General features: G+C 70.7%; 6 protein-coding genes. 2 read left to right on the top strand and 4 right to left on the bottom strand.

All coding sequences use genetic code 11. The features are described from left to right. Window positions 1-1996: response regulator (locus tag VIB55_RS13405; RefSeq protein WP_331877159.1), on the top strand; the 1996-nt coding region annotated here is incomplete at its 5' end. Continuing rightward, entirely contained in the window at window positions 1993-2370 is a 378-nt protein-coding gene (locus VIB55_RS13400; protein WP_331877158.1) for a response regulator, read from the top strand. The genes VIB55_RS13405 and VIB55_RS13400, both read left to right, overlap by 4 nt. A gap of 18 nt (window positions 2371-2388) precedes the next feature. Here the strand turns inward: VIB55_RS13400 and VIB55_RS13395 are convergent, their stop codons facing one another. From VIB55_RS13395 to VIB55_RS13380, 4 genes are all read right to left on the bottom strand, one after another. Beyond that, entirely contained in the window at window positions 2389-3012 is a 624-nt protein-coding gene (locus tag VIB55_RS13395) for a zinc ribbon domain-containing protein (protein WP_331877157.1), read from the bottom strand. Between the two features lie 51 nt (window positions 3013-3063). Next, a complete protein-coding gene (locus VIB55_RS13390) occupies window positions 3064-3765 on the bottom strand; it encodes a class I SAM-dependent methyltransferase (protein ID WP_331877156.1) in 702 nt (233 codons plus the stop codon). A 3-nt stretch (window positions 3766-3768) separates the two neighbouring features. Further along, window positions 3769-5268, bottom strand: a complete 1500-nt coding sequence (locus VIB55_RS13385) for a hypothetical protein (protein WP_331877155.1) — start codon at window positions 5266-5268, stop codon at window positions 3769-3771. Beyond that, the coding region (locus VIB55_RS13380; protein WP_331877154.1) for an aminodeoxychorismate/anthranilate synthase component II at window positions 5265-5820 on the bottom strand (556 nt) is incomplete at its 5' end. The genes VIB55_RS13385 and VIB55_RS13380, both read right to left, overlap by 4 nt.

Genomic DNA, 5820 nt, shown 5'->3' with positions numbered 1-5820 from the left:
CGCGCAGGACATCGTGGAAACCGTCCGCGAGCCGCTGCTGATCCTGGACGCGTCGCTCCGCGTGCGCAGCGCCAACCGGGCCTTCTACCACACCTTCGAGGTGGGCGCGGAAGAGACGGAGGGCCAGCTCATCTACGAGCTGGGCAACGGCCAGTGGGACATCCCCGACCTGCGCGTGCTGCTGGAAGACATCATCCCCACGCAGTCGGTGTTCAACGACTTCGAGCTGGAGCACACCTTTCCCCAGATCGGGCGGCGGGTGATGCTGCTGAACGCCCGGCAACTGCGCGCCGGCAGCCACGGCGAGCTGCTGATGCTGGCGCTGGAAGACGTGACCGAGCGGCGGCGCGCCGAAGAGGAGGTGGCGGAGGCCCGCGAGGCGGCGGAGTCGGCGAACCGCTCCAAGAGCCAGTTCCTGGCCAACATGAGCCACGAGCTGCGCACGCCGCTGAACGCCATCCTCGGCTACTCGGAAATGCTCCAGGAAGAGGCCGACGAGCAGAGCCTGGAGTCGTTCACCGTGGACCTGGGGCGCATCAACTCCGCGGGAAAGCACCTGCTGGCGCTGATCAACGACATCCTGGACCTGTCGAAGATCGAAGCCGGGAAGATGGAGCTGTTCGTGGAGCGGTTCGACCTGGCCGAGCTGATCGACGAGGTCGCCTCGACGGTGCAGCCGATGGTGCAGAAGAACGCCAACACCCTGAAGGTCGTCCGCGCCGCCGGCCTGGGCGAGATGCGCGCGGACCAGATGAAGGTGCGGCAGGCGCTCTACAACCTGCTCTCCAACGCGGTGAAGTTCACCCAGGGCGGCACCATCACCCTGAACGCCGACCGCCAGCTGATGGACGGGGGCGAGTGGATCGTCTTCCGTGTCGCGGACACCGGGATCGGGCTCAGCGACGAGCAGCTGTCCAAGCTGTTCCTGGACTTCAGCCAGGCCGACGCATCCACCACGCGCCGGTTCGGGGGAACGGGGCTGGGGCTGGCCCTTACCCGGCGCTTCTGCCAGATGATGGGCGGCGACGTTTCCGTGCAGAGCGTGCTGGGCGAGGGGAGCGTGTTCACCATCAAGCTTCCCGCGCTGATGCAGGAAAGCCCGCCGGAGGGCGACGGCGCCCGGGCCGGCGCCTTCGTGGCCTCGCGCGCCGGCGAGATCCCGGCGGGGGGCGAGGCCCCGCCCGGAACGCGCTACGTGCTGGTGATCGACGACGACCCCGCCCCGCGGGAGCTGCTGCAGCGCTACCTGGCGGAGGAGGGGTTCGCCGTCCGCACGGCGGCCAGCGGGCAGGAAGGGCTGCGGCTTGCGCGCACCCTGCACCCCGCCGCCATCACGCTGGACGTGATGATGCCGGAGATGGACGGCTGGAGCGTGCTCAAGGCGCTGAAGGAAGACCCGGAGCTGCGCGGCATTCCGGTGATCATGCTGACGATGGTGGACGACCCGGAACGCGGGTTCGCGCTGGGCGCGGCCGAGTACGCCACCAAGCCGGTGGACCGCAACCGCCTGTCCGCCACCCTTCGCAGGTACGCGCGCCCGGGCCCCGAGTCGCTGGTGCTGATGGTAGAGGACGATCCGGCGACGCGTGCGATGATGCGCAACGTGCTCGACAAGGAAGGGTGGCGCGTCTGCGAGGCCGACGACGGCCGGGCCGGCCTCCAGTGCATGGAGTCGGAGACGCCGGACGTGATCCTGCTGGACCTGATGATGCCGGAGATGGACGGCTTCGAGTTCGCCGACCAGGTGCGCCACCACCCCGAGTGGCGCAACGTGCCCATCATCGTGATCACCGCCCACGACCTGAGCGCCCGCGACCGCCAGCGGCTGAGCGGCTACGTGGAAACCATCCTGCAGAAGACGGGCGATTCGCACGAGTCGCTGCTTTCGCGCGTGCGCGAACTGCTCGACGACTTCGCCGTTCCCCGCGGCGCGATGGCCACCCCCAACGGAGACGAAGCGGCGCGGCCGGCGCCTGACGCTTCGGGTACGCGATGAAGAAGATATTGCTGGTGGAAGACAACGAGATGAACCGCGACATGCTGTCGCGGCGCCTGGAGCGGAAGGGCTACGACGTGGTGGTCGCGGTCGACGGGCAGGACGGGGTGGACCGGGCCGCCAGGGAGCTGCCGGACCTGGTGCTGATGGACATGAGCCTCCCGGTCCTGGACGGATGGGAGGCGACGCGCCGCCTGAAGTCCACGCCGGCCACCGGCCACATTCCCATCATCGCGCTCACCGCGCACGCCATGGCCGGCGACCGGGAGCACGCGATGGGTGCCGGCTGCGACGACTACGACACCAAGCCGATCGACCTGGCGCGCCTGCTCACGAAGATCGAGAATCTCCTGGCCCGGCACGCCGGCGGGTAGCGTCCACGCGGCGGACGATCAGGCCTTTTCGCCGCACTCCGGGCAGAACTTGGCGCTGGACGGCATTTCGGCCGAGCAGCCGCCGCACGTCTTGTTCAGCGAGAGCGCCACGCCGCACTCCGGGCAGAACTTGCCCCGCCCCGCGGGCGCGCCGCAGTCGGGGCAGCTGACCACGCGCTGCTCCAGGTCTGCCCCGCTGACGCTGGCCTTTTCGTACGCCACCTCGCGGGCGCGGGCGATCTTCGCTTCGCGGTTGATGGCGGCCAGCTCGGGGTCCAGCCGCGGCACGCACGAGATGCAGGTGCCCTCGTCCTCGTTCCAGCAGTTGTCGCAGTTGTGGTTGGCGCACCGGGGGCAGCGGTGAAAGTGCTCCCGCGCGCTCGCCACGGCCTCGCGCAGCGCCGTGTCGCGCGCCTTGGACCACCCCGCGTTCCGCACGTGCGAAAGCGCGTTGCGCGCGCTGCCGAAAATGCCGCCGAACAATCCCTCCGCCGCGCCCAGCAGCCCATCCGCCGTGCCCGCCGCGTACCGGTCGAACTCCGAGCGCCAGGCTTCGCCGCAGTGCTCGCAGTGGAACTCGAACTGGAAGCCGCTGTCGGTGGACAGGTCGTTGTAGTTGTCGGAAATCTGGATTTCGCTCATGGGAAGGTCGTCTCGCGCGGTGGGTGGGGCGGGCAGGTGTACGGGTGCAAGCTAAACGGGATATTTCCCCGGCAACAGGGTCATCTGCATCACGCAGGTCAGGATCAGCGAGGCGGGGCGGCCGGGGGTGGGGTGCAGGGGCTCGCGCAGGTCCGCGAGGACGTAGCCGGCGGCCGAGACGACGTCCATCCACGAGGCCAGCGTGCGATAGTACCAGGGCATGGGCGCCGCGAACCCCTCGCCGAAGCCCGCGAACGTTTCCGTGCGCCAGCCGTCCTCGTACGGCCCCTCGCCCGCGGCCGTCCAGGGATGCACCGTCTGGATGAGCAGCGCGCCGCCGGCACGCAGGACGCGCCGCAGGGCCGCGAGCAGGGGAACGGGGTGCTCGTCCAGCAGCGAGAAGTTGCAGACGACGGCGTCGTACTCCCCGCCGGCGAGCGACGGATCCGCCGCCAGCGCGTCGTACGACACGGCGTGGAACTCTCCCCCGCCCGCCCGCTGCGCCGCGTCCACCAGCTCCGGGGAGACGTCGATTCCCACGACGCCGATCCCCTGCTCCGCCAGCGCCCGGGCCAGCCATCCCTCGCCGCAGCCCACGTCCAGCACCCGCTCCGGCCGGCCCTCCAGCACCGCGCGGACGATGGCGGCATCCGTCACCAGCCGCCGGCTCTCGATCCCTCCCTCGCGCACGGTGCGGGTCCACGCCTCGGCGTTGCGGCTCCAGCTGCGGACCAGCGCGTCCTCGTGGCTCACGCTTCAGAACTGCGGGAGGGAAATGCCGAAGCTGAGGTTGGGCTCGAAGTCGGCCGGGTTCACCAGCACGCGGGCGTAGACGAAGGGGAAGACGATGCCCACGCCGGCGTTCTGCACCCAGTCCGGCGACGCGTCGCCCACCCACGCCGCGCCCACGGCGTGCCCGATCTCCAGGCTCGGCGAGCCGACGTACGGCAGCACGATGCGGGGATACGGGATCAGGTAGCTGGACTCGATGAAGGCCAGGTGGTCGCCGCGGAACGCCGCGATCTCTTCCGTCGGCAGCGTGCCGCTGCCGCCCAGGATGCCGAATCGCTGCGGCGGCGCCCCACCGCCCAGGGGCATCATCCCGCGGAAGTACACGCGCATGGTGTGCGTGCGCAGCGCCATCGCCCAATACGTGCCTTCCACCAGCGCCTGCGTGAACGTGGCGTCGCCCGCGCCCTGCAGCGCGTGCTCCAGGTTCACCTGGCCGTCGAAGGTGGAGCTGATGCCGCGCCAGTGGTACTCGGTGCCGGCGATGGCGGAAACGAGGGTGCCCTCCAGCGTCTCCATGTTGGGCCGGTCCAGGCCGTCCCCCAGCAGCGACCACGGGTCCCGGGCCTCCAGCCGCCGGTCGCGCGACGCCTGCACGCCGAAGCGCGGGCCCAGCCACGACTCGCCCGCGATCAGCGGCTTGCCCACCGGGCGCTCCACCATCACGCGCAGCACGTCGGCGTCCCAGTAGTCGCGGTAGTCGTTCCCGAGCACCAGCGCGTGCAGCGAGTTGGCGATGTCGCCGTAGATCCACGCGTCGTTGGTGCGTGTGGCGCGCGAAAGCTCGGCGGTAAGGTGGACGTTCTCGCGCCCCAGCGGCACGTCGGCCCGCACGCCGCCGCCCAGGTGGTTCTCCTGCTCGAAACGGTACGAGCCCCACACGTTCAGCCGGGGGCCGCCGCGCCGGCGTGTGGGGTGGATGTTGGCGCTGGCGGAGAGCGTGAGCCCGTTGACCCGGTCGTACGTGGGGAACGGGCCCACGGCGGGAGCGAAGAACGCCGGCCGCGGCGGCGGGGTGACCGTCACCGAGGCCGTGTAGGTGCCGTCCGCCGCGGGAACGGTGGCGATGGCCACGCGGGTCTGCGCGTCCTGCCGGAAGATGGAGTCGCGCTCCAGGATGGCCAGCCCCGACGGGTACACGCCGCCATCCAGCACCGCCACGGCGCCGCCCACCCGGCCGCCCGGGCGGATCCAGAAGTCGCCGCCCAGCACGGCGACGGAGCCGTCGACGTTGCCTTCGAGCTTCACTTCGGCGTCGTAGATCACCAGGTCGCCCGGGGTGCGGAACTCCGGGCCAAGCACCGTGTCGCGGTCGATCCACACGTACGTGCGCCGCGCCAAGATTTCGCGCGCGCGGCGAACGGCCGGCGAGTCGTCGTCGCCGGCGATCTCCGGCACCTGCGCCGCGGCGGGCGCGGCCAGCAGGAGCCCGGCGGCAAGGAGGAGCGCCGTGAGCGTGCGCGTCATCCCATCCGCAGGAAGTTGCGCAGCAGGTCGTGCCCGTGCTCGCTGGCGATGGACTCGGGGTGAAACTGCACGCCCCACACCGGGTGCTCGCGATGCCTCACCGCCTGGATCTCGTCCTCCCACCCCTCCTCCTCCGTCCAGGCGATCGCTTCCAGCTCGCCGGGAAGCGTGCTCGGCTCGATGACCAGCGAATGGTAGCGCGCCACCGTCAGCGGCGAGGGCACGCCCGCGAAGATCCCTTCGCCGTGGTGGCGGATGGGCGACGTCTTGCCGTGCATCACCCGCCGCGCGCGCACCACGTCGCCGCCGTACGCCGCGCCGATGCTCTGGTGGCCCAGGCACACGCCCAGGATGGGCGTGGTGGGCCCGAGCTGCTTTATGACGTCGACGGACACGCCGGCCTCGGCCGGGGTGCACGGCCCGGGAGAGATCACGATCCGTTCCGGCGCCATGTCGCGGATCTGGTCCACCGACAGCTCGTCGTTGCGCCGGACCTCCATCTCCGCCCCCAACTCGCCCAGATACTGTACGAGATTGAAGGTGAAGCTGTCG

It is taken from the genome of Longimicrobium sp., assembly GCF_036554565.1.
Lineage (GTDB): Bacteria > Gemmatimonadota > Gemmatimonadetes > Longimicrobiales > Longimicrobiaceae > Longimicrobium.
The sequence above is the reverse complement of the archived record's forward strand: the minus strand, read 5'-3'. Positions and strand labels throughout refer to the sequence as shown.